The 25,335-nt window shown below is 32.9% G+C and carries 34 protein-coding genes and 1 rRNA gene; 18 read left to right on the top strand and 17 right to left on the bottom strand.

Going from position 1 to position 25,335, the window contains the following annotated elements:
- Nucleotides 1–84: 84 nt before the first annotated feature.
- A 16S ribosomal RNA gene (locus NMSP_RS02970) occupies nucleotides 85–1,555 on the bottom strand.
- Nucleotides 1,556–1,940: 385 nt separating this feature from the next.
- On the opposite strand from NMSP_RS02970, the gene NMSP_RS02965 reads away from it, so the two are divergent.
- On the top strand, nucleotides 1,941–3,230 hold the full coding sequence (locus NMSP_RS02965; protein WP_192866206.1) for an aspartate aminotransferase family protein: 1,290 nt from the start codon (nucleotides 1,941–1,943) through the stop codon (nucleotides 3,228–3,230).
- 10 nt (nucleotides 3,231–3,240) lie between these two features.
- Here the strand turns inward: NMSP_RS02965 and NMSP_RS02960 are convergent, their stop codons facing one another.
- The gene (locus NMSP_RS02960) at nucleotides 3,241–3,594 is read right to left on the bottom strand and encodes a hypothetical protein (protein ID WP_086907376.1); all 354 of its coding nucleotides are present in this window, start codon (nucleotides 3,592–3,594) and stop codon (nucleotides 3,241–3,243) included.
- A 240-nt stretch (nucleotides 3,595–3,834) separates the two neighbouring features.
- Here NMSP_RS02960 and NMSP_RS02955 point away from each other — a divergent pair, with 240 nt between their 5' ends.
- Nucleotides 3,835–4,656, top strand: coding sequence for a tetratricopeptide repeat protein (locus NMSP_RS02955; RefSeq protein ID WP_086907375.1), 822 nt, complete (start codon nucleotides 3,835–3,837; stop codon nucleotides 4,654–4,656).
- On the opposite strand, the gene NMSP_RS02950 is transcribed toward NMSP_RS02955, so the two are convergent.
- Complete coding sequence (locus NMSP_RS02950; RefSeq protein WP_086907374.1) at nucleotides 4,651–5,355, bottom strand: hypothetical protein; 705 nt, start codon at nucleotides 5,353–5,355, stop codon at nucleotides 4,651–4,653. The two genes, NMSP_RS02955 and NMSP_RS02950, sit on opposite strands and share 6 nt — an antisense overlap.
- Before the next feature lie 114 nt (nucleotides 5,356–5,469).
- On the opposite strand from NMSP_RS02950, the gene NMSP_RS02945 reads away from it, so the two are divergent.
- The 3 genes from NMSP_RS02945 to NMSP_RS02935 are packed head-to-tail and all read left to right on the top strand — an operon-like array spanning nucleotide 5,470 to nucleotide 7,012.
- A complete protein-coding gene (locus NMSP_RS02945) occupies nucleotides 5,470–5,925 on the top strand; it encodes a cupin domain-containing protein (protein ID WP_086907373.1) in 456 nt (151 codons plus the stop codon).
- Between the two features lie 4 nt (nucleotides 5,926–5,929).
- Nucleotides 5,930–6,292 (top strand): cupin domain-containing protein, encoded by a 363-nt coding sequence (locus NMSP_RS02940; RefSeq protein WP_086907372.1) that lies wholly within the window; start codon nucleotides 5,930–5,932, stop codon nucleotides 6,290–6,292.
- A gap of 51 nt (nucleotides 6,293–6,343) precedes the next feature.
- Nucleotides 6,344–7,012, top strand: a complete 669-nt coding sequence (locus NMSP_RS02935; RefSeq protein ID WP_086907371.1) for a DnaJ domain-containing protein — start codon at nucleotides 6,344–6,346, stop codon at nucleotides 7,010–7,012.
- Here the strand turns inward: NMSP_RS02935 and NMSP_RS02930 are convergent.
- From NMSP_RS02930 to NMSP_RS08370, 3 genes are read right to left on the bottom strand one after another with little or no spacing between them, the layout of a single operon-like run.
- Nucleotides 7,009–7,416 (bottom strand): HIT family protein, encoded by a 408-nt coding sequence (locus tag NMSP_RS02930; RefSeq protein ID WP_086907370.1) that lies wholly within the window; start codon nucleotides 7,414–7,416, stop codon nucleotides 7,009–7,011. The two genes, NMSP_RS02935 and NMSP_RS02930, sit on opposite strands and share 4 nt — an antisense overlap.
- A gap of 37 nt (nucleotides 7,417–7,453) precedes the next feature.
- Entirely contained in the window at nucleotides 7,454–7,732 is a 279-nt protein-coding gene (locus tag NMSP_RS02925) for a hypothetical protein (protein ID WP_086907369.1), read from the bottom strand.
- A 1-nt stretch (nucleotide 7,733) separates the two neighbouring features.
- Entirely contained in the window at nucleotides 7,734–7,901 is a 168-nt protein-coding gene (locus tag NMSP_RS08370; RefSeq protein ID WP_192866205.1) for a hypothetical protein, read from the bottom strand.
- Nucleotides 7,902–7,956: 55 nt separating this feature from the next.
- Here NMSP_RS08370 and NMSP_RS02920 point away from each other — a divergent pair, with 55 nt between their 5' ends.
- The gene (locus NMSP_RS02920) at nucleotides 7,957–9,096 is read left to right on the top strand and encodes a 3-hydroxyacyl-CoA dehydrogenase (protein WP_086907368.1); all 1,140 of its coding nucleotides are present in this window, start codon (nucleotides 7,957–7,959) and stop codon (nucleotides 9,094–9,096) included.
- On the opposite strand, the gene NMSP_RS02915 is transcribed toward NMSP_RS02920, so the two are convergent.
- On the bottom strand, nucleotides 9,086–9,595 hold the full coding sequence (locus NMSP_RS02915; RefSeq protein WP_086907367.1) for a TIGR00725 family protein: 510 nt from the start codon (nucleotides 9,593–9,595) through the stop codon (nucleotides 9,086–9,088). The genes NMSP_RS02920 and NMSP_RS02915 overlap by 11 nt on opposite strands.
- Before the next feature lie 74 nt (nucleotides 9,596–9,669).
- On the opposite strand from NMSP_RS02915, the gene NMSP_RS08665 reads away from it, so the two are divergent.
- The 3 genes from NMSP_RS08665 to NMSP_RS02905 all read left to right on the top strand — a co-directional run bounded on the left by NMSP_RS08665 (nucleotide 9,670) and on the right by NMSP_RS02905 (nucleotide 10,509).
- Nucleotides 9,670–9,792, top strand: coding sequence for a hypothetical protein (locus NMSP_RS08665; RefSeq protein ID WP_264080400.1), 123 nt, complete (start codon nucleotides 9,670–9,672; stop codon nucleotides 9,790–9,792).
- A gap of 107 nt (nucleotides 9,793–9,899) precedes the next feature.
- A complete protein-coding gene (locus tag NMSP_RS02910; protein ID WP_086907366.1) occupies nucleotides 9,900–10,310 on the top strand; it encodes a hypothetical protein in 411 nt (136 codons plus the stop codon).
- 1 nt (nucleotide 10,311) lies between these two features.
- Nucleotides 10,312–10,509 (top strand): C2H2-type zinc finger protein, encoded by a 198-nt coding sequence (locus tag NMSP_RS02905; RefSeq protein ID WP_086908356.1) that lies wholly within the window; start codon nucleotides 10,312–10,314, stop codon nucleotides 10,507–10,509.
- Here the strand turns inward: NMSP_RS02905 and NMSP_RS02900 are convergent, their stop codons facing one another.
- From NMSP_RS02900 to tuf, 3 genes are read right to left on the bottom strand one after another with little or no spacing between them, the layout of a single operon-like run.
- Nucleotides 10,510–10,713: a TFIIB-type zinc ribbon-containing protein gene (locus NMSP_RS02900; protein ID WP_086908355.1), complete on the bottom strand. Its 204-nt coding sequence runs from the start codon at nucleotides 10,711–10,713 to the stop codon at nucleotides 10,510–10,512.
- 29 nt (nucleotides 10,714–10,742) lie between these two features.
- Entirely contained in the window at nucleotides 10,743–11,051 is a 309-nt protein-coding gene (gene rpsJ / locus NMSP_RS02895; RefSeq protein ID WP_086907365.1) for a 30S ribosomal protein S10, read from the bottom strand.
- Nucleotides 11,052–11,060: 9 nt separating this feature from the next.
- The gene (tuf, locus tag NMSP_RS02890) at nucleotides 11,061–12,359 is read right to left on the bottom strand and encodes a translation elongation factor EF-1 subunit alpha (protein ID WP_086907364.1); all 1,299 of its coding nucleotides are present in this window, start codon (nucleotides 12,357–12,359) and stop codon (nucleotides 11,061–11,063) included.
- 130 nt (nucleotides 12,360–12,489) lie between these two features.
- On the opposite strand from tuf, the gene fbp reads away from it, so the two are divergent.
- The 5 genes from fbp to endA all read left to right on the top strand — a co-directional run bounded on the left by fbp (nucleotide 12,490) and on the right by endA (nucleotide 17,256).
- The gene (fbp, locus tag NMSP_RS02885; protein WP_086907363.1) at nucleotides 12,490–13,626 is read left to right on the top strand and encodes a fructose-1,6-bisphosphate aldolase/phosphatase; all 1,137 of its coding nucleotides are present in this window, start codon (nucleotides 12,490–12,492) and stop codon (nucleotides 13,624–13,626) included.
- 66 nt (nucleotides 13,627–13,692) lie between these two features.
- Nucleotides 13,693–14,103, top strand: coding sequence for a membrane-associated sensor domain-containing protein (locus NMSP_RS02880; RefSeq protein ID WP_086907362.1), 411 nt, complete (start codon nucleotides 13,693–13,695; stop codon nucleotides 14,101–14,103).
- A gap of 37 nt (nucleotides 14,104–14,140) precedes the next feature.
- Nucleotides 14,141–15,907 carry an ATP-dependent DNA ligase gene (locus tag NMSP_RS02875; protein ID WP_086907361.1) on the top strand — a complete coding sequence of 589 codons (1,767 nt, stop codon included), beginning with the start codon at nucleotides 14,141–14,143 and terminating at the stop codon, nucleotides 15,905–15,907.
- A gap of 65 nt (nucleotides 15,908–15,972) precedes the next feature.
- Nucleotides 15,973–16,626, top strand: a complete 654-nt coding sequence (locus NMSP_RS02870; RefSeq protein ID WP_086907360.1) for a DUF47 domain-containing protein — start codon at nucleotides 15,973–15,975, stop codon at nucleotides 16,624–16,626.
- Nucleotides 16,627–16,719: 93 nt separating this feature from the next.
- Entirely contained in the window at nucleotides 16,720–17,256 is a 537-nt protein-coding gene (endA, locus tag NMSP_RS02865) for a tRNA-intron lyase (protein ID WP_086907359.1), read from the top strand.
- On the opposite strand, the gene NMSP_RS02860 is transcribed toward endA, so the two are convergent.
- Together NMSP_RS02860 and NMSP_RS02855 are read right to left on the bottom strand one after the other, a co-directional pair.
- Nucleotides 17,253–17,630, bottom strand: coding sequence for a hypothetical protein (locus NMSP_RS02860; RefSeq protein ID WP_086907358.1), 378 nt, complete (start codon nucleotides 17,628–17,630; stop codon nucleotides 17,253–17,255). The genes endA and NMSP_RS02860 overlap by 4 nt on opposite strands.
- 2 nt (nucleotides 17,631–17,632) lie before the next feature.
- Nucleotides 17,633–17,869, bottom strand: a complete 237-nt coding sequence (locus tag NMSP_RS02855) for a hypothetical protein (RefSeq protein WP_067961178.1) — start codon at nucleotides 17,867–17,869, stop codon at nucleotides 17,633–17,635.
- Here NMSP_RS02855 and NMSP_RS02850 point away from each other — a divergent pair.
- Entirely contained in the window at nucleotides 17,864–19,732 is a 1,869-nt protein-coding gene (locus tag NMSP_RS02850; protein ID WP_086907357.1) for an SDR family NAD(P)-dependent oxidoreductase, read from the top strand. The two genes, NMSP_RS02855 and NMSP_RS02850, sit on opposite strands and share 6 nt — an antisense overlap.
- Nucleotides 19,733–19,734: 2 nt before the next feature.
- Entirely contained in the window at nucleotides 19,735–20,190 is a 456-nt protein-coding gene (locus tag NMSP_RS02845; protein ID WP_086907356.1) for a hypothetical protein, read from the top strand.
- A 103-nt stretch (nucleotides 20,191–20,293) separates the two neighbouring features.
- Here NMSP_RS02845 and NMSP_RS02840 read toward each other — a convergent pair whose 3' ends face one another.
- Genes NMSP_RS02840 through NMSP_RS02825 form a run of 4 tightly spaced genes read right to left on the bottom strand, consistent with a single transcriptional unit; the run spans nucleotide 20,294 to nucleotide 22,650 of the window.
- On the bottom strand, nucleotides 20,294–21,058 hold the full coding sequence (locus tag NMSP_RS02840) for a sulfite exporter TauE/SafE family protein (RefSeq protein ID WP_086907355.1): 765 nt from the start codon (nucleotides 21,056–21,058) through the stop codon (nucleotides 20,294–20,296).
- Between the two features lie 37 nt (nucleotides 21,059–21,095).
- Nucleotides 21,096–21,725: a hypothetical protein gene (locus NMSP_RS02835; protein WP_086907354.1), complete on the bottom strand. Its 630-nt coding sequence runs from the start codon at nucleotides 21,723–21,725 to the stop codon at nucleotides 21,096–21,098.
- Between the two features lie 41 nt (nucleotides 21,726–21,766).
- Entirely contained in the window at nucleotides 21,767–22,261 is a 495-nt protein-coding gene (locus tag NMSP_RS02830) for a DUF192 domain-containing protein (protein ID WP_086907353.1), read from the bottom strand.
- A 38-nt stretch (nucleotides 22,262–22,299) separates the two neighbouring features.
- The gene (locus tag NMSP_RS02825; protein WP_086907352.1) at nucleotides 22,300–22,650 is read right to left on the bottom strand and encodes a hypothetical protein; all 351 of its coding nucleotides are present in this window, start codon (nucleotides 22,648–22,650) and stop codon (nucleotides 22,300–22,302) included.
- 128 nt (nucleotides 22,651–22,778) lie between these two features.
- Here NMSP_RS02825 and NMSP_RS02820 point away from each other — a divergent pair, with 128 nt between their 5' ends.
- A complete protein-coding gene (locus NMSP_RS02820; protein ID WP_086907351.1) occupies nucleotides 22,779–23,243 on the top strand; it encodes a metal-dependent transcriptional regulator in 465 nt (154 codons plus the stop codon).
- On the opposite strand, the gene NMSP_RS02815 is transcribed toward NMSP_RS02820, so the two are convergent.
- Nucleotides 23,230–25,050, bottom strand: coding sequence for a PINc/VapC family ATPase (locus tag NMSP_RS02815; RefSeq protein WP_086907350.1), 1,821 nt, complete (start codon nucleotides 25,048–25,050; stop codon nucleotides 23,230–23,232). The genes NMSP_RS02820 and NMSP_RS02815 overlap by 14 nt on opposite strands.
- 118 nt (nucleotides 25,051–25,168) lie before the next feature.
- On the opposite strand from NMSP_RS02815, the gene NMSP_RS08365 reads away from it, so the two are divergent.
- Nucleotides 25,169–25,312: a hypothetical protein gene (locus NMSP_RS08365; protein WP_192866204.1), complete on the top strand. Its 144-nt coding sequence runs from the start codon at nucleotides 25,169–25,171 to the stop codon at nucleotides 25,310–25,312.
- The last annotated feature ends 23 nt before the right edge of the window (nucleotides 25,313–25,335 follow it).

The raw sequence follows: 25,335 nt of genomic DNA, 5'->3' as shown, positions 1-25,335 counted from the left end.
CATCCTTCATACATCACTTTCGTGATGCATTGCATCGATGATTCAATGTGAAGATTATGTACACCCGTACACTTTCCATGTCTAAGGAGGTGATCCGACCGCAGGTTCCCCTACGGTCACCTTGTTACGACTTTTCCCTTGTCACGAACCTCAAGTTCGATAACGCCAATTAGACGTCACCTCGCTAAAAGCTCACTTCAATGAAACGACGGGCGGTGTGTGCAAGGAGCAGGGACGTATTCACCGCGCGATAATGACACGCAGTTACTAGGGATTCCATATTCGTGAGGGCGAGTTGCAGCCCTCAGTCATAACTGTGGTAACGTTTGAGGATTACCTCATCCTTTCGGATTTGAAACCAATTGTCGTTACCATTGCAGCCCGCGTGTGGCCCCAGAGTTTCGGGGCATACTGACCTGCCGTGGCCCCTTCCTTCCTCCGCATTAACTGCGGCGGTCCCGCTAATTCGCCCCACTACTCCTGAGAGTAATGGTGGCAACTAGAGGCAGGGATCTCGCTCGTTACCTGACTTAACAGGACATCTCACGGCACGAGCTGGCGACGGCCATGCACCACCTCTCAGCTTGTCTGGTAAAGTCTTCAGCTTGACCTTCATTCTGCTGTCTCTCCGGGTAAGATTTCTGGCGTTGACTCCAATTGAACCGCAGGCTTCACCCCTTGTGGTGCTCCCCCGCCAATTCCTTTAAGTTTCATACTTGCGTACGTACTTCCCAGGCGGCAAACTTAACGGCTTCCCTGCAGCACTGCATTGGCCACAAGCCAATGCATCACTGAGTTTGCATAGTTTACAGCTGGGACTACCCGGGTATCTAATCCGGTTTGCTCCCCCAGCTTTCATCCCTCACCGTCGGACGTGTTCTGGTAGACCGCCTTCGCCACAGGTGGTCATCAATAGATCAAAGGATTTTACCCCTTCCTACCGAGTACCGTCTACCTCTCCCACTCCCTAGCTCTGCAGTATTCCCGGCAGCCTGTACGTTGAGCGTACAGATTTAACCGAAAACTTACAGAGCCGGCTACGGATGCTTTAGGCCCAATAATCATCCTGACCACTTGAGGTGCTGGTTTTACCGCGGCGGCTGACACCAGAACTTGCCCACCCCTTATTCATCAGTGTTTCTAGGACTGACAAAAGGTTTCTTTAGCAGAAACCACTCGGATTAACCTTGTCGTGCTTTCGCACATTGCAAAGTTTTCTCGCCTGCTGCGCCCCATAGGGCCTGGGTCCGTGTCTCAGTACCCATCTCCGGGCTACTCCTCTCAGAGCCCGTACCTGTAATAGTCTTGGTGGGCCATTACCTCACCAACAAACTGATAGGCCGCAGTCCCATCCTACGGCGATAAATCATTTGGAACATAAACCATTCCAGGCATAATGTTCTATCGGGCATTATTCTCAGTTTCCCGAGGTTATTCCCGTCCATAGGTTAGGTTGACTACGCGTTACTGAGCCGTATGCCTTGTATTGCTACAATGACTCGCATGGCTTAGTATCAATCCGATAGCAGTCAGGTCCGGCAGGATCAACCGGATTCTGAATTTTTTTCTTTTTGGTCTTGATTATTGAAGTACATTTGTACTTGTAAATTGGAATTGACGGATGCACATAATCTTCACATCTCAGAAATGATCTTTCAATCAAATCCTCATTTTTGTATGCGTAAATGGAGGCCCATGAATCACAAAGTGGCATATTGCCATACTTCATCACGAGCGCCGCCTATTGCTTTACGTATGCAGAAGCCGAAGATGGCAGAATCCATATAAACCATGCGTGAAATTATACCAGATCGCTTCAAAAATTGTAAAATTTACAACAAAAAATAGCCAAAACTAGGCTCAAAAAATCAAGATTACAATACCACTAGTCAGAATACTAATGTTGATTAAAATGTTAGATCAATTGGGATAGCTTAGTTTTGGATCACGTAAAAAATTACAAGAAAAAAACATCAACGTCTGCAAAAATATTTTCAAAGTCAGCAAGACTTCACATCAATGGAGTTTCACATAACATTCGATATTTCGATCCATATCCATTTGTGGTAAAATCATCTTTAGGAAAAAATTTAGTTGATGTAGACAATAACAAGTATACAGATTATTGGATGGGACATTGGTCTTTAATTTTAGGACATGGTCAAAAAAATGTTAAAGACGCAGTCAAAAAACAAATTGAAAAAAGTTGGATGTATGGAACAGTTAACGAACAGACAATAAAATTATCAGAATTAATTTCAAAAGCTGTTCCAGTTGCAGAAAAAATTCGTTATGTTACATCTGGAACTGAAGCTACAATGTATGCAGTGAGATTAGCACGTTCAGTAACGGGTAAAAAAATTATTGCAAAAATAGATGGAGGGTGGCACGGATATACTTCTGATTTACTAAAAAGTGTTAACTGGCCATTCAAAGAATCAGAAAGTAGTGGTGTAGTTAATGAAGAAAAAATTGTTTCCATTCCTTACAATGATTTAGAAAATTCATTAAAAATATTAAAAAAATATTCTAAAAATCTTGCAGGAGTAATTATTGAACCAGTTTTAGGTGGAGGTGGATGTATTCCTGCAACAAAAGAATATCTAAAAGGAATTCAAGAATTTGTTCATAAAAATAAATCAATATTTATTTTAGATGAAATTGTTACAGGTTTTAGATTTAGATATGGATGTTTGTACCCTACAATGAAATTAGATCCAGATATTGTTACCTTAGGAAAAATAGCTGGAGGAGGAATGGCCATAGGAATCATGTGCGGTAAAAAAGAAATTATGAATTATGCAGATACAGAAGGGAAGAAAAAATCAGAACGTTCATACATTGGAGGAGGTACTTTCTCAGCTAATCCAGTATCAATGACATCAGGATATACCACATTAAATTATTTGAAAACAAAAAAATCAACATATGATAAAATTAATTCATTAGGAGATTATGCTAGAAAAGAATTGAAGAAAGTGTTTGATGGAAGAGTTGAAGTTTCAGGAAAAGGATCCCTATTCATGACACATTTTCTTAAAAATGGGGTTACAAAGATAGAAAATTCAGTAGACGTTGCAAAATGTGATTCTGAGATGTTACAAAAATATCATTTTAAGATGATTTCTGAAGACGGAATATTTTTCCTACCAGGTAAATTGGGTGCAATATCAAATAGTCATTCAAAGGAAGACATCAAAAATATAATCAAAGCGTCAGAATATTTCTAAAATTCAAAAATCAATCATGGAAGTTATTTTTCCACGACATTAATTGATTAAAAATATTCAAAAAATCATCAGATTTTGTAGTAATATGAATATGAGCAAAAATATTTTCAAATTGTCCTTCAAAAATCATAGTGCATTGATTTTTGAAAAAAGGTACAGATACACCAATTTTTTTGAGATTTGTGATAAGAAAATTTTCGATTAGAATATTTTCAGAATTAATAATAATTTTTTTTGAATTACTGTTTTTATTGATGCACTCATCAAATTTTTTCTGTAAAGACTCATCCCATAAAGGAGAATCCTTGGGCCAATGATGAATAAACACTTTTTCAGCTAGATACGAAATTTGAGTTTCAGACATAATTAAAATAATTTTTGAATCAAATTAAGGGTATCTTTGATAGATTTATTCAAATTTTTATAAAATGATAATTGTGATTAATCATGGATAAGAAAAAAGAAGAAAAAGAGGCATATGCAACAGATGATCCGACAGATACATCTGCAGAAAAACAAGAGGAAATGGCCAAAGAAGCCATTAAAAAATTCAAGTCATTGAATTAAAGTAAACTTTCATTAGCAATTAAAATCTGATAAAATTATGGGATTATTTGGATCCAAAAAAAATCCAGAGGACTTGAAATATGATGCCATGGCAATGATGGAAAAAAATCAACCAAAAGCAGCTATTTCATTATTTAATAAAATTCTAAAACAAAATGATTCTGATGAAGAGACATTACTAAACAAGGGATTAGCTCTAAATCAAATCAAAAAATATAGTGATGCAATTACCTGTTTTGATAAATTATTAGAAATTGATCCAAAAAATGCACAAGCCCTGAACAATAGAGGAATTTCAATGGCAGAAAACGGCAACATTCAAGAGGCATCAGAATGTTATGATAAAGCAATTGAAGCTGATCCAAGATATGCAGCATCTTACTTTAACAAAGGAGTTCTTTTAGACAAACTCCAAGAACATGAGGATGCACTAACTGCATTAGAAAAAGCAATTACTGTAGATTCAAGAAAACCAAATGCCATGGTGTACAAAGGAATAGTTTTAGGAAAATTGAAAAGGCACGAAGAAGCACTAAATTGTTTTCAAAATATTTGTAAAAAATATCCCAATAATCAAGATGCATTTTTTCAAAAAGGGGTACAACTTGCAGAATTGGGGAGACATGAAAAAGCAATTACTGTTTTTGATGAAATTTTAAAAAAATACAAAGACAACGTGAATGTAATTTATGCAAAATCTAGAAGTTGTGCAGCATTAGATAAAATTCCAGAGTCAATGGAATTATTAAAACAAGCAATTACAAGAAACCCAAAAATCATACGTAATTGGGCAAAGGATGAACCAATTTTTACAAAACTACACAACAATGATAAATTTAGAGCACTAGTTAAGTTATAGAACTTTTTTTCTTACAGAATCAATTCTAATTATTCCTACTTTCTTTTTTGGACCAATTAAACGAGCCTCATAAATTGGAACATAAACTTCAGTGATTTCTCGTAACACAAATTCTTCTTCAAGATTTCTTACTTCATCAACTAAAGGTTTTTTTAAAAAGGATTGTAATTTTTTGATTCCATCATCATGAGTTAGTTCAGAATTTTTTACATTTGAAGAATTTTTTTCCAGTAAACGATTAGGATAATTTTCAGTTGTTTTAGAATTCAATTTAAATGGGAATTTTATTTCACGGCCATGATGATCAAAAGTTAATTCATCTTCATTTTCAACAAAAACATGCTCTTCTAATTTTAAATCGACTTTATTCTTACCACGTTTTCCAACAATTGCCTTTTTAAAATTGGATTTGGTTCTAACCGGAAAAATACCATCACCTAAAATAACTTCAGATACATTTGATGAAACTGAAATAGAATGAGTTGCTTTTCGAAAATAATTTGCCATGTATTTGCCAGATATAATTAGAATGCACTCATAGTATAATTTCACAGAATGAATGTGAATATCATCTCTTTTTGGACGTGAAAATACAGATTTGAATAAACCAATTTTTTTATCATCAATAATTTCTAAAGCTTCAGATTCCTCGAGTTTTTTCCGTAAAACCACTGTTTTGTGTTCATGTGTTTTTTTCAAAACTATAAAAAATAGAAAGTCATCATATTAAACCAATTCTCATTTAAAAAAAATAAACAACAGGTATAGAAAAATTCCAAACAAAGAAAAAGAAGTATTTTTATAAAAAATATAATGAATAAATCAAACATTAAAGGATCAAACGATAGAAGAGATGTTAATCCTGAATGGTTCACAGGAAAAACATGGATGAAAGTGCTTTCAGAGAAAATTAAATCAAAGGATCAAGATATCTATCACGTTCATTTTGAAAAAGGCTCAAGAACTAAACTTCATTTTCACAATGGGAATCAAGTACTAATGGCAGTAAAAGGAAAAGGCAGTTTAGAAATTTTTAAAAAATATGGAACAAAAAAATCAGATTTTAAAATAAAAAAAACAGAAAGAATTAGCCTTAATGAAGGAGACATAGTTCACATTCCAGCTAAAACCCTTCACACACATGGTTCAATTAATAAAAATAAAGAATTTTCACACATCGCCATCAACATATTGCCAAAAAAGAATTCAATTTACAAAACAATTTGGTATGAATCAGATTTTAAAAACAAAGTAACAAAAATAATTTAAAACAATGTCCATTAAAGAGGATTCAAAAATTAGTTTCATTAACGGCAGTGAAAATGTAAAAATTAAACAGTATTTTGATCCAAAAAACACATCAAACGGAATTAATTACAGCCTTGCACAATTCTCATTAGAAATAGGACAAAAAACTAAACTTCATAAAATCAAATCATCAGAAATATACTATATTTTAGAAGGCAGTGGTAGATTAAAAATTAACAGTGAAAAATTTGAATTAAAAAAGAATGATTCAGCTTATGTTCCTCCTAATTCAGAACAATTTTTGGAAAACATTGGATCAGAGATATTACGTTTTTTATGCATTGTAGAACCAGCATGGAAGTCAGAAGATGATAAAATCCTAGAATAAAATCTCAAAATATTAACAATGATTTTTAAAATATAAGACATTAGAAGAATTATGAATCGAAGAGAAGCATTACTAACTTTAAATGTTAATCAGAATTCATCACAGGAAGAAATTAAGGCATCATATAGAAAAATGGCACTAGAGTTACATCCAGATAAAAATAAAGATAAAAACGAAGATACTGAATTTAAAAAAATTACAGAGGCATATAATTTTCTAAAAAAGAATGAAAAAGACGACACAATATACCAAGAAGCAAAACAAAAATCAGGAAATCAACGAATTAGACCAAAACCCCAATGGGGAGCACCAGAAGATGGAGGAATACCAGAACAAGACTGGGGGAAATATACCAGAGAATTTGAAGAAGGGGACCCAACTTTTTGGAAAGAATATGAAAAAAAATTCTGGGAAGATTACAATGCCAGGGTAAGAGCAGATGGCAAAAATGGAGAATATGAAAAAGCCAGAGAGCCAAACAAACAACCAGATCTTCAAGTAAGTGTGGACAAATCGTTATGTATTGGGTGTTGTAGTTGCGAGATTATTGCACCAGAAGTATTTGAAATTGATAAAAATAGCCAAACAAATCCAAAATCAAAAGTGATTAATCGAAAAGGAGCAGGAGTGAATAAAATAATGAATGCAGCTGAAACATGCCCAACAAAAGCAATCAATGTTGAAAATATTATTACAAAAGAAAAATTATTTCCATATTAAATTTTTAATAAATTAAAATATTTTTCAATTTCAGAATCAGACAATTGTATCGAAGAATCAAACATACTATGAATTGGTCCACCAGAATCAGAAGAATCTCTAGGAACTAAATGTACATGAAGATGAGGAATTTCTTGTCCAGCCTCTTTTCCATTATGTATTGCAATTAAAGTTGAGCCAGTGATGGAATCAACTTTAGAGATCATAAGATGAACTAGAGAAAATAAATCAGTATTTTCATCCACATTCAGATTCTGAATTTTTTCATGATGATTTTTTGGTATTACTAAAACATGGCCTTTAGTAAGGGGAAAAGCATCTAGAAAACAGATTGAATGTGTTGTTTCATGAAGAATTCTGGCAGGAATTTCTTTAGATATAATTTTACAAAATATACAGTCCATAATGTTCAAATAAATTTTTAAAATATCAAAGTATCTATCAAGGAGTTACTACAGTAGCCCAAGCCAAATCCTTACCAAATTTTATTGTCACTTTATCGCCTGCATCCAATTCACAATTTTCTATAATTTTAGGTACGTTATCATCAGTTTCAACATAACAAGTACCATCATCATTACTCAAAATAACAACATCTTCAAAAACATCTTCTCGAATTAAATGCCAAAAAGGAAAAACCATTGTAGATAAAACAATTCCTGCAACCAAAAAGGCGCCACCAAAAACCAAACCTTGCTGTTGACTGGAACTTAATTTCATATTACCAAGTGCCGCCGTCCCCACCATTCATATCCATTTTTTTGGCAGGTACGTTTCCATGTGCTTTTTTCATGTGTTTTTTTAATCTCTCAGGATCATGAAGTTCAGTTCCACAAACATCACATTTTGTTTTAGTCTCATCTGACTTTTTACGATTAAACAAGCCCATATTATCACATTGATGAAGAAATACATTATAAAGGATACTGAATTTTTGTCAATTCATGTCAGTAAAAAATATCACAGTATTAGGTTCAGGAGTAATGGGCCATGGAATTGCTCAAGTTTCAGCAACAGCAGGATACAATGTTGTTTTGCGAGATATTAAACAAGAATTTTTAGATAAAGCAATGGAGAAAATCAAATGGAGTTTAGATAAACTTGTTTCAAAAGAAAAAATTTCAAAAGATGAAGGAGATTCAATTTTTGCAAGAATTACCCCAATTGTAGATTTAAACGAGGCAGTAAAAAATGCAGAATTGGTAATAGAAGTAGTTCCAGAAATTATGGATTTAAAAAAATCAGTTTATGCAGAATTAGATAAAGCAGCAGGACCTGAAGTAATATTTGCATCAAATACCAGTACTTTGCCAATTACTGAAATTGCTAATACAACATCACGTCCTGAAAAATTCATTGGCATACATTTTTTCAATCCACCACAATTAATGAAACTAGTAGAAGTAATTCCTGGAGAAAAAACAGGACAAGAAATTACAGAATTAACTCAAGAATTTGTTAAATCAGTTAACAAGCAAGCTGTGTTATGTAGAAAAGATGTTCCAGGGTTCATTATTAACAGATTATTCATTCCAATGGTCCATGAAGCATGTTTTGCACAAGATAGAACAAATGCAACACTAGAAGAAATAGATTCTGCAGTAAAATTCAAGTTAGGATTTCCAATGGGAATTTTTGAATTAGCTGATTTTACTGGAATGGATGTAATTCATAAAGCAACTACAGAAATGCATTTACGTGATAAAAAAGTAATCAACCCACATCCAACAGTGGAAAAAATGTTTGATGAAAAGAAACTAGGACAAAAATCAGGTGAAGGATATTACAAATATTCCGATGACAAGTATGAAAGAGTTACACTGTCTGAAGAATTAGCACAAAAATTCAATCCAATTCAATTAGTCGCAAATATTCTAAATAATGCAGCTTGGTTAATCACTAATGGTGCAAGCGATATTGAAGAAATTGAGAAAGCAGCACAATTAGGATTAGGATTAAAAAAACCTCTTTTTGAAACAGCAAAAGAAATTGGTATTAAAAATATTGTTGATGAATTAAACAAATTGGCAGAAAAACATGGAGAATTTTACAAACCAGACCCACTGCTAATTTCTATGCAGTAATCAATTCTATTATTTTATCAACTGCCTCTTTTGCAGTATCAGCCCCAATTATTTTTACATTTTTTCGATGATCAACATATCCATCAATATACGGAGCAATGGCACTATCAAATCCCCGTATTGCAACCATGGGTTTTTTGCTCATATACGCAGCACATACTTCAGATAAAGTTCCAGAACCACCACCAACAATTATCACTCCATCTGCAGACAAGGCATTTAGAAAATCCCGCGTAAATCCCATTCCAGAAGGAATTACAATGTCACAAAATTCATTTGCAAATTTAGGATCGTCTTGAGGAATAATTCCCAGAGTTAAACCATTTTCATCTTTTGCGCCATGAGAGCAGGAATTCATTACACCGCCCAATCCACCAGTGATCAATAGTGAGCCAGATTTTGCAATCTCTTGACCAACCTCATATGCAATTTTTTCATGTTTAGGGGTACAACCAGTAGTATTATTTCCAATAACTAAGATCTGTTTTTTCTTTACCATGGTAGATCTTATTGAAGCGGTTTGAAAAAGGTTATCAGAGAAAAGGATATTAGTGAATTATTCAGATAATGAGTATGAAAACACGATCAATGCCAGTATGTTTTAGTGAAAAACAATACAAAATGATTGAAGAATTTGCCAAGAAAAATGGAATGTTAAACGCAAGCCAAGCCCTTGAAAAAATCCTTAACAAATAGATAGTTTTTCAAATTTATAATTTATTTTATTTTTAAACATAATTAGCAACAGGCTTAATCAGTTGTTTACATTTAATAATTAATTATCTTGAAATAAAATGATAAGCATGGGGTTATTTAGTAAAAAAGCAACCAATTGTACAATTTGTAATAAAGAATTAACACATAGACACAAACCAAAAAAAGAATGGAATATCAAAGGTTCATTATGCGGAGATTGTCATTTTGACAAATCAAAAGAATACTACGAAGGTAAAGTGAGACAACCATGTGTCAAGTGTGGAGTTACAGGTAAAATTACAGATTTATGGGAACCCAGGTGGCAATGGGACATGGAAGGATTACTATGCAAAAACTGTTTTGACGAAAAAGAAAAAAGTCATGATCAAAAGAAGAACTTTTGCGCAGTATGTGAAACAAAAATGGGTCTAATTAGACACAATGCCAAAGGGCATTGGAAAATAGAGGGCCAATTATGTAGAAAATGTTGGGACAAGAAAAAAGCAGAGTTTGGATAAAGTGAATTTTTTTAAAAAATATTCATGTAACAAATGCGATAAAAAATTTTCAAAAGAAGAAGAATTGATGAATCACCAACAAATCATACACGGAAAAGACTTAGAATATGATTGTAAAGAGTGCAACAAAAATTTTTCAAATATGGAAGATATGAGAACTCATCTGCAAAGAGAACACAGTTACAAAAAAGACAGATAACTAAATTGCTTTTACAGTTTTAACCACTGGAGGTCGAACTTTGGTAAAGACTCTGAATCCACAAATACATTTGATTTCAGGTAAACGAGATAATTCAGTGTTTGAAACAATTGTTCCACATCTTAAGCATGCATAATTTACTTCAAATGTCTCAACAGGAGTTTCTTCAATTTCTTCAGTTATTTCTTCAGCCATATTTATCATCATTAATTCTATAATTTAAGGATACCAAATTATGTTAAAGATAATTCAATATAGACATCATCAGGAATTTTTAGTCTCATTAGTTGTCTAATTGCTTTATCATCTGCATTGATATTGATTATTCTTCTATGCATTCGCATTTCCCATTTTTCATAAGTTTCAGTTCCACTGCCACAAGGAGATTTTCTTGTAGCAACATGGAGTCTTTTAACAGGAAGTGGAGTTGGGCCTTTAACTTTGACACCAGTTTTTTTACCAATACCCATGATCTCATTACAAACATCACCCAATTTAGGGAGACTTGTAGAAGTGAGTTTAACACGGGCGGTTTGTGTCATAAAAAACGCCTATGGTTTGTACTCTTCAGTAATTTCCTTAACAATACCTGCTGCGATTGTTGCACCCATATCTCTGAGAGCGAATCTACCCATTTCTGGGAATTCATTGAAGGTCTCAATACAGGTTGGTCTTACTGGTCTAATCTTAACAATTGCGGCATCACCAACTTTAAGGAATTTTGGATTCTCCTCTTCAACGGCACCAGTTGCTGGGTTAATTTTTTGAAGGAACTCAGTAACAGTTGCTGCAACTTGTGTAGTGTGTGCGTGCATAACTGGAGTGTAACCAGGTGCAATTGCTGTTGGATGGTGAATTACAATAATTTGGGCTTTGAATTCTTTTGCTACATTTGGTGGGTTTTCAGGTTCACCAAGAACATCTCCTCTCTTGATATCTTTCTTTTCAATACCTCTGAGGTTGAAACCAATGTTATCACCTGCTTCTGCAGATGGCATTTCAGTGTGGTGAGTTTCAATTGATTTGATTTCACCTAATGCACCAGAAGGCATTACAATGATTTTTTGTCCTGCTTTCATAATACCAGTCTCAACTCTACCTACAGGTACAGTTCCGACACCAGTAATGGTATAAACGTCTTGAATTGGAGTTCTTAATGGTTTACCAGTTGGTTTTTCCTCTACTGTCAAATCATCAAATGCTTCTAGTAGTGTTTTACCGGAATACCATGGCATATTCTCAGTTTTCTTAACTAAGTTATCGCCTTTCCAGCCAGAAACTGGAATGAATGGTACGTCGTCAATTTTGTAACCAACAGATCTTACTAATTTTTCACCTTTCTCTTTTGCTGCTTTAAAGGCGTCTTCTTTGTATTCAACTGCATCCATCTTATTGATTGCTACAATAATCTGTTTTACACCTAATGTTTTAAGCAAGAATGCGTGTTCTCTTGCTTGTCCACCAGCTGCAGTTGCAGTATCAGTTTCACCTTCTTTAGCTGAAAGTACTAACACAGCGGCATCTGCTTCAGAAGCGCCAGTAATCATATTTTTAATGAAGTCCCTGTGACCAGGTGCATCAATTAAAGTAAAGAAGAACTTGCTTGACTCAAATTTTTGGAATGCTAAGTCGATAGTAATTCCTCTTTCTCTTTCATCTTTAATGTTATCCATAACCCATGCATACTTGAAAGTATCACCTTTTCCGGTCTTCTCGGATTCGGCTCCGTGTGCTGCAATGGTTCTCTCATCTACAACTCCTAGATCCATTAAGAAATGACCCATAGTTGTGGATTTACCGTTATCAATATGACCTGTTACAATCATGTTTAAGTGTGGTTTATCTGCCATAACGAATTCGTTGTCGAGGGGATATATTACTGTAATGAATTTTTTTCAAAAAAAATAATTGTTTTTTGCAATATTTGGTTTTTGTTACTTTACTAAAAGCACATAAATCAAAGAAGAAAAAATCAGTATTATGAAAATTACAGTTTCAGTTATCAAAGCAGATGTCGGAGGGATCGGAGGACATACAAAACCTAGTGACGGCCTAATCAAAGCAATTAGAGATACCGTTGAGAATTCAGGAGATTTACTAATAGATCATTATATTGGATATTGTGGTGATGACACTCACATTGTAATGTCACACACACATGGAGTGGACAATGAAAAAATTCACAAATTAGCATGGGATGCATTTATGGCAGGAACAGAAGTTGCCAAGAAAGAAGGCCTCTATGGTGCAGGTCAAGACTTACTCAAAGATTCTTTTTCAGGTAATGTCAAAGGAATGGGTCCAGGTGTTGCAGAAATGGAATTCGAAGAAAGACCAAATGAAGCATTCACAGTTTTTGCAGCAGATAAAACAGAACCAGGTGCATTCAACTATCCAATTTACAGAATGTTTGTAGACACACTAAGTAACACAGCATTAATTGTAAACAAAAGTCTTGCAAGTGGAGTTAAGTTCAACATCATGGATGTTGAAAAAGCACAAATTGCAGAATTGCAATTATGGGAAGACAAACCAACAATCGAAGCAGCATTGATGTATCCAGGAAGATATGTTGTTGATTCTGTTTACACTAGAGATGGAGAACCAATCCTAGATGCATCAACAGACAGACTTCACAACATTGCAGGAACATATGTTGGAAAAGATGATCCAATTTGTTTAGTTAGAACACAAAAGAATTTCCCAGCAACTGAAGAAGTTGGAAGTATGTTTAACAATCCACACTATGTTGCAGGTAATACCAGAGGAAGTCACAACATGCCACTTATGCCAGTGAAATTAAATTCAGCTGCATCAATTAACTTCTGCATTCCAATTGTAGAGGCACTAGTATTCAGTATGCATAATGGAAAATTCACAGGACCATTTGACGGATTCTCAACACCAGATTGGGATTACATTAGAGAAATTGCTACAAAGAAAGCAATGGCAATTAGAAGTCAAGGATTCATTCATCCTGCAACACTAGTTCCATCAGAATTAGAATATGCTGAAGGATATAGAGCAAGAATGGATATTCTCGAAACAAAAATGAAACCGATGGAAGATGAACCATCAATTTCAGATAGAAAAGAAAATTACGAAGATCCAGATTAGGGATCATTCTTAATTTCATTATCTTACGAAATAGTTAAATCAAAAATAGCAGTAATCTAACAGGGTATGAATGCCTTTCAGAGAATCTTTGATTGGAGGACGTATATTTTCACAGTGTTAGCAGTAGTATCATTTTCTAGTTTTATTGCAGTACTATTTGGACAAACAATACCAGGAGTAATACTAGCATTTTTCAAAATAGCTGGAGAATATGTAATTCTAGGAACAGTCTTGGTTTTTGCATTTTCATGGTTTTTACGTGCAAAACCACATAATCGTCCAAAAAGTTACAGAGTAGTTCCAATAGATGTATTCGGAGAACAAAGTGTTATTGAAGAAATTAGAACAGAATTCAAAACACATGATGTAGCATGGAGTTTCATGAAACAATACAAGAAAACATATCCATTACACAATTTTGCATTAGTTTCAGATGTAAAGGATTCTGACAAACCAACAATTTTCAGATACATCTAGATTCAAACTTTTATTCAGGATTAGTTAGAAACAGATTATGGAATATTCTATTTTAGCTGATTCTTTTGAAAAAATGGAGTCAACAAGAAAAAGATTAGAGTTAACACAGATGCTAGTAGAATTATTTGAAAAAACACCACAAGAGGTAATTTCAAAAATAGTTTATCTCATTCAAGGAAAATTAAGACCAGACTTTGAAGGAATTGAATTAGGAGTTGCAGAAAAATTAGCAATCCGAGCAGTTTCTAAATCATCAGGTATTGCAATTAAAAAAATTGAAGATGAATATACAAAAGGAGGAGATTTAGGGCATGCTGCAGCTGTAATTTTAGAGCAAAAAACACAAACAACATTTCTTGTTGAAAATATCACAGTTGAAAGAGTGTATGAAACATTATTCAAAATTGCAAAATTGGAAGGATCAAGATCTCAAGATATGAAAATAAAATATATTTCAAGTTTGTTAAATGATGCAAATCCATTAGAGGCAAGTTTCATTTTGAAGATTTTATTGGGCACTCTAAGATTAGGCATAGCAGAAAATACAGTAATGGATGCATTAGCAATTGCATATTCTGGAAATAAAGAAAATAGAAAATTATTACAAAATGCATACAATGTTTCAAGTGATTTAGGAAAAGTAGCAGAGACAATTGCATTAGAAGGAATTCAAGGAATTGAAAAATTCAAAGTGAATTTATTTAATCCAATTCGTCCAATGCTTGCAGACAGAGTGAAAAGTGAAAAAGAAGTAATTGAAAAAATGGGAGAAGAGTTTGCAATAGAATACAAATTAGATGGAGAAAGAGTTCAACTTCACATCGAAGGAGATAAAATAGAATTATTCTCAAGAAGTTTAGAAAAAATTTCAAGTTACTACCCAGACATAATTGAAAAAATTCCAAAGATGGTAAAAGCAGAAGATGCAATTATGGAAGCAGAGATTGTAGCAATTAATGAAAACACAGGAGATTTTTTACCATTTCAAGAGTTAATGCATAGAAGAAGAAAATATAAAATTGAAAAAGCAGTTTCAGAATATCCAATTACAGTAAATTTTTTTGATGTACTCTATTGTAATGGAAAAGATTGTACAGATTTGAATTACATTGAAAGAAGAAGAAAATTAGAAAACATTGTTCAAGAAAATGAATTTGCAAAATTTATTCCAATGACTTTAGCAAAAAATGAAAATGAAATTGAAGAATTTTTTGAAAACAGCATTAATGCAGGAAGTGAAGGATTGATGTTGAAGATGCTAGACAAACCATATCAAGCAGGTTCAAGAGGAAGTCACTGGTTGAAATTAAAAAGAGAATATAGAAATGAATTAGGAGATAGTTTAGATCTTGTAGTGGTAGGAGGATTTTTTGGAAAAGGAAGAAGAACAGGCAGTTATGGAACACTATTGCTTTCAACATATGATGAGAATACAGATACATTTCCAAGCATATGTAAAGTTGGAACAGGGTTTACGGATGAAAGTTTAGATCAATTATATCAAATTCTTAGTCCAAAAACCACCATCAAAAAAAATCCTAGAATCAATAGTGAGATGGATGCAGATGTATGGTTTGAACCAGAATTGGTTATTGAAATTGTAGCATCAGAAATTACATTGAGTCCAATTCACAAAGTTGCACGTGATGAAATAAGAAAGGATACAGGACTAGCACTGAGATTTCCAAAATTTACAGGAAAAATTAGAGTTGAGAAGATGGCAGAAGATGCATCAACAGATGACGAAGTAATTTCACTCTACAAAGGGCAGAATAAAGCTGCACATGATAAAAATTTAATCTAACACGCTCAAAAAATATCAAAAACCATAGAGGATTTAAATTACCAACAGGTATCTCACTTTATGTTATGTATAGTGGAGAGCTTGAAGTTCAAGCAAAAAGAAAGGCAATAGCAGTTTTACAAGATGAGATCAATAGAATTCTAAATGCATCAAGAGAACTTGCAACACTAACAGAAGCCCTAATGAAAAAAGACAAAAAAGCAATTAAAAACACATTAGAGCAAATCTCAACAATTGAAGAAGAAGTAGAGAACCTAAGAAGAAAAATCACACGTGAAGTTGCAGATGTTGGAGGATTAATCATGAATAGAGAAAATCTTCTAAATACAGCTTATACGATGGATGAGATTGCAGGATACATCACAGGTATTGCATTCAAACTTTCTAATGTAAAAATTACTACATTGAAAAGTTCAAAACTTGATAAAGATATCACAGAACTAATCTCATTAGTAGTAGATGAAGTCTACAAACTAAATGAAATCATTAGAAGTCTCAATACAAACACTGCCAATGCAATAGAATTGGCTCAAGAAACTCAAACAATTGAAAGAGAAATAGACATCAAATATAGAGATGCAACAATTAAACTTCTCAACGAAGTTAAAGATCCAAAAGAATTGTTGTTAATCAAAGATGTAATTGAGGGAATTGAAGAAATGTCTGACAAATGTCAGAGAGTTTCAGACTCATTCATACTGCTAGCATTAAGCCTATAATCAAAAAAAATTAAAATTTCTATTTTATTTTTAAATTAATTAACCTTAGTTGTAAAGTATAGAATTCATATACATTGAATATTCAATAACAATATGAAAAGTGAATTAATAGAAAATAGAATTATCGTATGGAATATTGAAGATTCAAAGAAACTTTTCAGCGAAGGGTATTACGGAAAACCAATAGGAATGCCTAAACCAAAAATTGAAGAGATTGATGTTCCATTAATTTTAGATTTAATTGAAGGATATTACTTGTTAGAAATGAAAAAAATTACCATCACCAAATTAAAACAAAAAATCAAAACAGATGAAATGATTGAAATTTGTAAAAAAGAAGTACATGATTTTGAAAAAAAGTATATTGTATACAAAAATTTCAGAGACAAAGGATACATAATTAATCCAGGAATTAAATTTGGATGTGATTTTGCAGTATATGAAAAAGGTCCAGGAATTGATCATGCACCATTTTTAATTCAGGTGTATAACAGAAATGAGCCAATAACATCCACAGGAATTGTTCTTGCAGGACGATTAGCTACAACAGTTAGAAAACAATTCATTTTAGCTATTCCAAAAGGAAAGGATAAAGTAGATTTTCTCGCACTAGATTGGTGGAAAGCTTAAACAGATTTAATGTGACCTGCAATTCGGTCATAGATTTCAAATAATTCTTTGGTGATTCCAAATGAAATATGATTATCCCATTTACCACGAATTCGAATTGCAGTATCTGTAGGTTCAACATAGATTGTTGCATCCTTTATGGTTTGTTTTGCAATCATTTCATTTAATTCAGAATCAGAATTTAATTTAGAAGCCAAATCTCCATATCCGTTCCATTCTACTTTAGTAATTAATTTGGAACCAAAATGACCTTTAGTCTTCAAATATGTCTTTGCAGTATAATTGATACCAGAAGAGCCAACATTTTTTCTTACAATAAATTGTGCTTGAAATCTATCTAAGGCGCCCCAAGGAAGTGGATTTGGATCTTGCATGATTATCCCTTTTGAATTATTTGTACGACGTCAATGTTTGAATTTTTAATTTCAATACACCCCTTATTTGTAACCATTCTAGGGGTTTGAGAAAAATATCTACTATAGTAATCATCATTTTCAACTTCATCAGTGGCAATTTCTTTAGATTCAGAATCTACACCGATCTCTTTTAGCATATCACTAAATTTTTCAGGCCATGTTTGGTAAATGAAAGTGTCTGATTCTGTATCATGCATAAAAAATCTCTGAACATACCCACAAATAAAGATATCAAGAAAAAGGCCATAGAGATCAATCCAAATAAATATGCAAAAGTTTTTTATTTTTTTAACTTGAAATTCCAAGGTAAAACTGCATTAATTACAGGTAGTGGCACAGGAATTGGTAAGGCCATCGCAACCAAATTTGTTGAAAATGGTGCAAGTGTTATAATTTTAGGTAGAAGAAAAGAACCATTAGAAGAAGCATCAAAAGATCTAGAACAAATTATTTCTAAGAACAATAGTGGCGCATCTGTTAAGATTTTTGCGGGAGTAGATGTTGCAGATGAATCAGCAATGACCTCAATGTTTGATGCACTAAAAAACGACAATGTTAACGTAGATTACATTATTAATAATGCAGGGGTTTCAGGTCCGGTCACATGTTTTCCAAATTCACCATTAAAAGATTTCAAAAGTACAATTGCAATTCACTTAACAGGTACATTTTGGGGTTCAGTTCAAGCACTAAAAGTAATGAAAGAAGGTGGAAAAATTATTACAATTTCAACATTCTTTACAGAAGAAAGACCACTCGAACAAAGACCATACAGATTTAGAAGTCCATATACAGCATCACAAGGAGCCAAAAACAGACTTGCTGAAGCAATGTCATGGGAATTAACTGATAAAGGAATCATATCAATTGCAACAAACCCAGGCCCAGTACATTCAGATAGAATTTACAAAACAGTTTATCCAAAAGCTGCAGCAGAATTCATGAGAGTAAGTGGATTTGAAGACTTGAGTCCCGTAGAAGTTGAAGAAGCAAAAGATGATTTGTTAGAATGTATTCTTGCAGATGGAATAGACAAAGAAGGAATTGCAAAAACTGCAGAGAAATTAGCAAATGGAAAAGATGTTACAAAATTGACAGAGACATTTACAAATTTACTTACAAAAATTCAAACAATTGCTGAAAAAGTACAGAATAATACATCACATATGATTGCTAACAGAGAATTTTTAGCTCAGACACAAGTATCTGAATCAGTTCTTAATTTGTGTGATGATGAAATTGCAAAAATCCTTAATGGAAAAGTCATTCCAGGAGACAGAGTATTTTATCCAGTAAAACCACATATCGGAACAACAGCTCCAGGAGTACATCAACCAGACTTTTCAGGCAAGTCAGTTGTATTTGCAATTGATGGTACTGATAAAACAGATGCGGAGAGAGTAGAATTCTTAGCACAACATGTTGAGAAAAACGGAGGCAAAGTTGCATGTTTCATATCACAATCAACTCCAACAGAGGTTCAAGAACATATCAGCAGTAAATTCCATTCACATGTTGTAGACATTACAAGTCCTGAAGAAATGGAGAGATGGCTTAATACGGCTAAAACAAATCTAGGAGAAATTTTAGGCGTAATTCACGTAACTGGAAAACTTCCAGAAATTAGCAAATTAACAGAATTGGATAGAGCAGGATGGGAGGAATTAGTTGCAAAATTCATTTCAACCCCAGCAACAGTTGCCCAAAGGGCATTAGAGCACTTCGTCCCAGGCGGAGATAAAGATCCAAGATTATACAAAGATACCAAAGGTGCAATCATGATAATTGGACCAGATTTACCAATAGGACGTAAAGTTACAGGTACTCAAAGAGCTCAAGTAGAAGTTTTCAGAGGAGCATTACGCCCATTCACCACAACAGTTAATCAAGAATTAAGTGATGTATTGAAATCAAAAATCAGAATGTTTACAGTTTTCCCAGGTTCAGTTACAGGGGCAGAACCAGATAATCAAAAAATTGCTGATGCATTCAACTTCTTAGTTTCAGAAAATTCAGCTTCATCTGCAGAAGTAACATTCTGTGTTGATGAAACAAGATAAGAATGAAAAAATTTTCAGAATTTGTTGTCGGTGAATCATTTTATTCAACATGCAGTATTTCAGATGATGAATTAGAAGAATATCTAAAATTCTCAAGAGTAAAAAACGTATTTTTAGAAAACAAAGTCAATGAAGGGCATCAATTAGTTTCAGGAAGAGCAATTTTATCAAGAATGGAAGGAGAATTCACAAGACTAAATCAAATTTATGGAAATGAAATAATATTTTTGGGAACAGATGGAGACTCAGAATGGGGAAATAGAAATACAAGATTTCTAAAACCATTGTATACAGAACAAGTTTTAAAATTAAAATTTACAATAGTTCAAAAAGAAGAAATAGATGAAAATTTTGGAAAAATAATAATTAATTTTGAAGGGACAACACAAGAAAACGAAATAATAATAATTGCTAAAAAGAATATTTACAGAATTAAAAAGGAACCAGAAAATAATTAATTAAACTAAGGAGCCGACTAGTCTCCTCAGCCATCAGATCAAAAGATCTAACGAACACTTTTTATCAAAAAATTACTATAAAAATGCCAATAATTTTTTGAGGCTAGAATAAAGAACCAGTGGTCAAAGAATCAAAAAATAACTTTACAGCTGTAATTACAAGTACTATAGAAATTAGAATTTTTAAATTTCGCTCCTTTACACTTAACGATAATTTTGCTCCCACTAGTCCTCCAAAAAAAGCACCTATTGCCAAAAATCCTGATTGTATAAAATCAGGATGTCCCAAAACACTATGAACAATTACTCCAGATAATGATGCAAATAATAAAATAAATTGTGATGTAGGGGCAGCCTTTTTCATAGACATTCCCATTCCAACAATCATCAACGGGACAAACACAATCCCACCACCAATTCCAAAAAAGGAGGAAATAATTCCTGCAAAAAAGCTAGAACCAATTATTAGAAGAATTAATTGTTTTGAAATTATTTTTTCTTTAGATTCAACTTGTTTTCTTAAGAAAATGTAAACAGAAGATGCTACCAATACAAAACCAAATAAAATTTTAAAAATATCAGGGGCAACGTCAGTAGAAATAACTGCACCAAGAATAGTACCAGGAATTGCAAGTAGACCAAGTTTCAATCCTAAAGAAAATTCAATTCTTTTTTGTTTTGAATAGGAAATTGTGGAAGCAATAGAATTACTAAATGCAGCAAAAAGACTATTACTTGCAGCAACAGTAGGAGGAACGCCTAAAAATGTTAAAACGGGAACAACAATTATTCCACCACCTAGACCAATCATAGACCCCAATATTCCAGCTGCAAATCCTAAAGGAATTAACCATAATTGATCAATCATCGTAATCGCCAATCAAATAATTTTATCATATATTAGACTACTTTAGAACAATTAAAGTCCATAAATAAGAGTCATTTTTGTAAGTAATTTCAAGAATCAATGTTTCATCACCCAATCCAGTAACTGTAGACTTCAATGGCATAGTTTGAGAGGATTCAGCGTATTTTGTTTGAGCAGCATTTATCCAGGCAGTAATAGATTCAAAACCCCCAGGTTGTTTTTCATCCCAACAATCACAAACTAAAGATTCAACCATAGTTTTAAAAACAATTTCAACTTCATCAGATTTTGAATTTACAAATGGCGAAGATTCAACTAGTGCAATAGCCATTATAGGGTTATCAGGAACACCACCCATGCTAATATTTCCTAGAGATCTGCCATCAGGACCTTGTATGGCAGTAGTTGTGCAATAACTAATTTGAGATAAAATATCATCACGAATTGCACAGTAATTTCCAATAGTATGATCTGTAACAGGACTAGGGGTAGACATGAAAATATTTTCTTCAGATAATGATGTTTTTATTTTTTCAACATCATAAAATGTGAATCCATATTGATAGAGATTTTCTGAAGAAGGCATAGAGGATTCTTCAGGGATTAAAAAGATAGCAGCAGCAGAGATAATTATTACGATTATAGGAATTATAATTTTAGAATTCAATAATTAATTAAAAATAGATTACAAGATAAGGTTTTGCAATTTTAGATAGAAATTATTTCCATAATAGAATCTTTAGTAATATTATTTTGCTCTACAAATCCGGATGTGACTTCAAGAATATATGTTGCTTCACCATCAGGTACAAAACTAGGACATCCAGCTGCAATTTCAACAGGGATTACACAAGGTGGCACATTTGTTTTAATATGAACAACCTTTCCATCACTATCAAACCAAATCATATCCAGTTCAAATTGCATGTTAAGCATCCATAATGAATACAATCCCTGTTCCGGGAATACAAAAAGCATTCCTTGATCTAAAGGCAATTGATCTTGAAACATTAATCCACGAACACGAGTTGGTTCAGTATCAGCTATCTGTACTTCAAGTAAAGTGTCATCCACTTTAATCATACCTTTAGGAAATTTGACTTGTTCAAGCTTTATCTCACTTGGCAGAGTTAACAATCCAATAGAACCAATAATTACAGCAGCAATGAATATGGGGATTAGTGCTTGTGCCCTAGTAGTCATAATCTAGTTTAGTTCAATCCTATTAAAAACTCAGTGCGTTAACTAACAGTTTTTCTAAAATCACTAATGGTAGAAATAGTGTTTTTAGTGTGATGACCAATATCATGAATAGTACTTCCGTTGTATTTTTTATCCAAATACCTTCCAGCAACTATCATTGGCCCACCTATTGCACAAGTAACTCCAGTGGGTTCAGGAATCCATAACATCAAGAATCCAATTTTTTGAAGTTTTTTACCTGGGGCAGGTGCTTTTTGTAAAGCCCCTAAGGAACGAGCTGTGTTAGAATCATCCATTTTAGCAATGTCAGAGTAAAGATTAGCCCTACGCTTAGCAGATTCTGAAAATTTTTGTAATTTTGCTAGTCGTGCCTTTAAGGGATCATTCATTTCAACATTAATTTAGAAAAAATTAGTTAAGATTCAAAGATAAACAATGATTACCCTCAAGTCAACAAAGAGTAACTAAGTCAAACAGACATAAAATTATAGTAGATTATTGATCATAACAAGAATAGATGAAAAATAAAAACTCAAAGAGACTAGATTCAATTAAAGCTGCACATGAAGTGGAAAAAACACGATCAAGTTCCAGAATGGAAGATTATCTAGAAATCATTTCAGAATTAGTGGAACTAAAAGGATACGCCACAACATTAGATATTTCAAGATACATGAACGTCAGTGCCCCAAGTGTTACTAAAATGCTACAGAGATTAGATGAAGGGAAATTTTTAGAATATGAAAAATATCACGGAATTAATCTTACAAAAAAAGGAATTCAGATTGCAGAAGGGATTAGACAAAACCATGGAATCTTGTTAGAATTCTTCGAGATTTTAGGAGTAGGGTACGATACTGCAAATCAAGATACTGAAGGAATTGAACATCACCTTAATCCAAAAACAATCAAACAATTAAGAAAATTCATTACTTTTCTAAAAGCAAATCCAAAAATTATTGATAATTTTAAAAATCTTTAAGATACAATTGAATATCATTTTGAGAAGAAGTTTGATTTAATAAATTCCTTCCAATATCAGAACGTTTTGGAATTTTGATTTGTCCTTTTTTACCAATTCTAACAGATGTAAAAAATTTACCATTAAGAAAAATATCAGCATGTAGAGAAGTAAATTCCCGATTCACAGTCAACAATAGTGTAGTTTTAGATTCTGAAAAACTAAAAGGAAGATCATTTGAAGTTAAAGATAATTCTTCAGAATCTTTGGCAACAACATCAATGTGAACTTTAAGGAGTTTTTCAATTTCATCAATATTTGAGCCTCCCCTACCAATTATAGATGCAATGCAGTCTTCATGTACACTAACTTTTACACGATTATTGGACAAAATGTCAACTTGTGCATTAGAATCATATCTCTGAAAATAATCTTTAATTTTATCTTCAGCTAATTTTTCAATTCCAACTTTTTCGTCACGTTGTTGTACAGGAACAATGACATTTTCTTCGCCAAAAGTATAGATTTCATGTTCCAAGTCATTATTTTCAAAATTTCTTATTTCAATCACAGGTCTTGCTAGATCAGATTCAGTCATACCTGTAGGAACTTTTACCTTTAATTCTAGATCATAGACTTTTTCGATATCACCATTATTGACAAATACAACAGTATCCAATACATTTGGGATTATACCAAGTTCAATTTTTCCAATAAATCTTTGAATTGCATCTAAAGGAGAATTAGCATGAATTACACCAACCATGCCAACTCCAGTTAATCGTAAATCAGAAAAAGTAGTGAAATCTTCTTTTCGACGTACTTCGTCAAAAATAGTATAATCAGGTCTAACAAGTAATAAAATATCGGCAGTATTATCAAAACTCCCATCTAATTTGCTATACTGAGTAATTCCAGAATTTACTTGTAAGTCTCGAGGAGATTCAAATGTTTTAACAATTTTTCCTTGCTGATGATAAAAATTTGCTAAACCAGATGCCAAAGTACTTTTTCCAGAACCAGGAGCGCCAGAAATAACAATACCTTCAGCCCTATCAGTTAAACGTTGCATCAAAGATTCAGAAATGGAATAGTCATCAAGAGATAATTGAACAGTGGGGTGGACTATTGTTATTTCATATGATTCAGAAAATGGAGGGTAAGTGATTGCAATACGATAGTCATCATGTTGAATCACAGATGCACCAGTTTTAGAAATTTCAACATTACTAGAATCAGAAATACTTGTAGCAGATAGAATTTGGGAAGAAATAATTTTCAAATAATCTCTTGTTAGTAATTCATCACTAATTTGTGTAAGTAAGAATTCTCCAGGTTTTCCTCTTTTAGCAAGAGGAAATTGATTTTCTTTTAAATGAATACTCATTGTTGTGCTGTCAAAAAATTTTAAGAATTCAAGTTTTTCAAAAACTACCTTAGGTTTTAAAAATACAGTTTGAACATCTTCAGCTTTTGCAACTAGATGTTGTACCTTATCTGAAGTATAAAGAATTGCATCATTTTGTTTTGCAATGTCAATAATTAAAGCATCAATTCTCCCACTTGATGCAAATTTAATATCATTTATGTCAGGATGAGAACCTTTCAAGAGAATTTTTACTCCAGAATCTTCAGATAATTTATGCAGTTTTTCAATTTGTTCTAATCCCACAAAACCCTGTTGTTTATGATTTGAAGCTTGAGATTGAAGTTCATCAAATACGGCCTGCGGGATAATCAAGTCAGAATTTCTAATGGAGCCGGATTCAAGTTGTTGAGCAAGATTGCCATTAATAATTACACTTGTATCTGCAACAATAGTTGTCATAAGATATAATCAATGTGTGTATATAAAAAATGTCCAACAGAATTAGTTAAAGAAAACCAACATGAAGGATCAAAATGACTCACTCTCATGAAAAAATTATCAAATTAATAAGAAAATCATGAATCACGAAATGAAGAAAAATGATGAATTTTACAAAAATTGTACAGAATACTTTGAATTTTTGAGAAAAACCAGCACAGTGGACTTTGAATTTGAAGATGAATACTATTTCACCATGCCTGCAATATCTAGTCATCAATAGTACAAGATTTACAACTCATCATA

The sequence above is a fragment of the Candidatus Nitrosomarinus catalina genome (genome assembly GCF_002156965.1).
GTDB classification, from domain to species: domain Archaea; phylum Thermoproteota; class Nitrososphaeria; order Nitrososphaerales; family Nitrosopumilaceae; genus Nitrosopumilus; species Nitrosopumilus catalinensis.
This window is presented reverse-complemented; position numbering and strand designations above follow the sequence as displayed.

What these genes read in the sequence shown, in the direction of transcription:
- NMSP_RS02960 (WP_086907376.1), bottom strand. Translation starts at nt 3,594, where the DNA reads ATGTCTGAAACTCAAATTTCGTATCTAGCTGAAAAAGTGTTTATTCAT.
- NMSP_RS02955 (WP_086907375.1), top strand. Translation starts at nt 3,835, where the DNA reads ATGGGATTATTTGGATCCAAAAAAAATCCAGAGGACTTGAAATATGAT.
- NMSP_RS02945 (WP_086907373.1), top strand. Translation starts at nt 5,470, where the DNA reads ATGAATAAATCAAACATTAAAGGATCAAACGATAGAAGAGATGTTAAT.
- NMSP_RS02940 (WP_086907372.1), top strand. Translation starts at nt 5,930, where the DNA reads ATGTCCATTAAAGAGGATTCAAAAATTAGTTTCATTAACGGCAGTGAA.
- NMSP_RS02935 (WP_086907371.1), top strand. Translation starts at nt 6,344, where the DNA reads ATGAATCGAAGAGAAGCATTACTAACTTTAAATGTTAATCAGAATTCA.
- NMSP_RS02930 (WP_086907370.1), bottom strand. Translation starts at nt 7,416, where the DNA reads ATGGACTGTATATTTTGTAAAATTATATCTAAAGAAATTCCTGCCAGA.
- NMSP_RS02925 (WP_086907369.1), bottom strand. Translation starts at nt 7,732, where the DNA reads ATGAAATTAAGTTCCAGTCAACAGCAAGGTTTGGTTTTTGGTGGCGCC.
- NMSP_RS08370 (WP_192866205.1), bottom strand. Translation starts at nt 7,901, where the DNA reads ATGGGCTTGTTTAATCGTAAAAAGTCAGATGAGACTAAAACAAAATGT.
- NMSP_RS02920 (WP_086907368.1), top strand. Translation starts at nt 7,957, where the DNA reads ATGTCAGTAAAAAATATCACAGTATTAGGTTCAGGAGTAATGGGCCAT.
- NMSP_RS02915 (WP_086907367.1), bottom strand. Translation starts at nt 9,595, where the DNA reads ATGGTAAAGAAAAAACAGATCTTAGTTATTGGAAATAATACTACTGGT.
- NMSP_RS08665 (WP_264080400.1), top strand. Translation starts at nt 9,670, where the DNA reads ATGAAAACACGATCAATGCCAGTATGTTTTAGTGAAAAACAATACAAA.
- NMSP_RS02910 (WP_086907366.1), top strand. Translation starts at nt 9,900, where the DNA reads ATGGGGTTATTTAGTAAAAAAGCAACCAATTGTACAATTTGTAATAAA.
- NMSP_RS02900 (WP_086908355.1), bottom strand. Translation starts at nt 10,713, where the DNA reads ATGATAAATATGGCTGAAGAAATAACTGAAGAAATTGAAGAAACTCCT.
- rpsJ (WP_086907365.1), bottom strand. Translation starts at nt 11,051, where the DNA reads ATGACACAAACCGCCCGTGTTAAACTCACTTCTACAAGTCTCCCTAAA.
- tuf (WP_086907364.1), bottom strand. Translation starts at nt 12,359, where the DNA reads ATGGCAGATAAACCACACTTAAACATGATTGTAACAGGTCATATTGAT.
- fbp (WP_086907363.1), top strand. Translation starts at nt 12,490, where the DNA reads ATGAAAATTACAGTTTCAGTTATCAAAGCAGATGTCGGAGGGATCGGA.
- NMSP_RS02880 (WP_086907362.1), top strand. Translation starts at nt 13,693, where the DNA reads ATGAATGCCTTTCAGAGAATCTTTGATTGGAGGACGTATATTTTCACA.
- NMSP_RS02875 (WP_086907361.1), top strand. Translation starts at nt 14,141, where the DNA reads ATGGAATATTCTATTTTAGCTGATTCTTTTGAAAAAATGGAGTCAACA.
- NMSP_RS02870 (WP_086907360.1), top strand. Translation starts at nt 15,973, where the DNA reads ATGTATAGTGGAGAGCTTGAAGTTCAAGCAAAAAGAAAGGCAATAGCA.
- endA (WP_086907359.1), top strand. Translation starts at nt 16,720, where the DNA reads ATGAAAAGTGAATTAATAGAAAATAGAATTATCGTATGGAATATTGAA.
- NMSP_RS02860 (WP_086907358.1), bottom strand. Translation starts at nt 17,630, where the DNA reads ATGCAAGATCCAAATCCACTTCCTTGGGGCGCCTTAGATAGATTTCAA.
- NMSP_RS02850 (WP_086907357.1), top strand. Translation starts at nt 17,864, where the DNA reads ATGCATAAAAAATCTCTGAACATACCCACAAATAAAGATATCAAGAAA.
- NMSP_RS02855 (WP_067961178.1), bottom strand. Translation starts at nt 17,869, where the DNA reads ATGCATGATACAGAATCAGACACTTTCATTTACCAAACATGGCCTGAA.
- NMSP_RS02845 (WP_086907356.1), top strand. Translation starts at nt 19,735, where the DNA reads ATGAAAAAATTTTCAGAATTTGTTGTCGGTGAATCATTTTATTCAACA.
- NMSP_RS02840 (WP_086907355.1), bottom strand. Translation starts at nt 21,058, where the DNA reads ATGATTGATCAATTATGGTTAATTCCTTTAGGATTTGCAGCTGGAATA.
- NMSP_RS02830 (WP_086907353.1), bottom strand. Translation starts at nt 22,261, where the DNA reads ATGACTACTAGGGCACAAGCACTAATCCCCATATTCATTGCTGCTGTA.
- NMSP_RS02825 (WP_086907352.1), bottom strand. Translation starts at nt 22,650, where the DNA reads ATGAATGATCCCTTAAAGGCACGACTAGCAAAATTACAAAAATTTTCA.
- NMSP_RS02820 (WP_086907351.1), top strand. Translation starts at nt 22,779, where the DNA reads ATGAAAAATAAAAACTCAAAGAGACTAGATTCAATTAAAGCTGCACAT.
- NMSP_RS02815 (WP_086907350.1), bottom strand. Translation starts at nt 25,050, where the DNA reads ATGACAACTATTGTTGCAGATACAAGTGTAATTATTAATGGCAATCTT.
- NMSP_RS08365 (WP_192866204.1), top strand. Translation starts at nt 25,169, where the DNA reads ATGAATCACGAAATGAAGAAAAATGATGAATTTTACAAAAATTGTACA.